Below are 678 nucleotides of genomic sequence, written 5' to 3' on the forward strand. Positions count from 1 at the left end.
GGGCGTCTACTCCGGCTACGAACTCTGCGAGAACACCCCCCTCAAACCCGGCAGCGAGGAATACCTCGACTCCGAGAAATACCAACTCCGCCCCCGCGACTGGGACGCCGCCGAACGCGACGGACGCACCATCGCCCCCCTCATCACCGCGCTCAACCACATCAGACGGCGGCACCCCGCACTGCACGGACTGCGGAACCTGCGCTTCCACCACACGGACAACGACGCGGTGATCGCGTACAGCAAGCGCGCCGGGCGGGACGCGGTCGTGGTGGTCGTCAACCTCGACCCCCACCGCACCCAGGAGGCCACGATCACGCTCGACATGGCGGAACTCGGCCTGGGCATGGGCGAAAACATGCCAGTGCGCGACGAGTTGACAGGGGAGACCTACCGCTGGGGAAGGACGAACTACGTGCGCCTGGAGCCCGGGCGGGCACCCGCGCACGTCCTCCACGTCCAGCTCCAGGACGACAGTTCGTCCTCCTCGTCGCAGATCGGAGGGTCAGGTACGCCATGACCATGAACAAACCCATCCCGGACACCTTCGAGGACACGCCGCAGAAGGACCGGGACCCGGACTGGTTCAAACGCGCCGTCTTCTACGAGGTCCTCGTCCGCTCCTTCCAGGACAGCAACGGCGACGGCATCGGCGACCTCAAGGGCCTGACCGCCAAA

Annotated in this window: 1 protein-coding gene; it reads left to right on the top strand. The window is 66.5% G+C overall.

From position 1 onward, the window contains the following. Positions 1–520 (top strand): DUF3459 domain-containing protein (locus PUR53_RS00075; RefSeq protein ID WP_329894942.1); only part of this gene is annotated, 520 nt, incomplete at its 5' end. Positions 521–678 lie beyond the last annotated feature (158 nt).

It is taken from the genome of Streptomyces sp. SP18BB07 (genome assembly GCF_036322545.1).
Taxonomy (GTDB): Bacteria; Actinomycetota; Actinomycetes; order Streptomycetales; family Streptomycetaceae; genus Streptomyces; species Streptomyces deccanensis.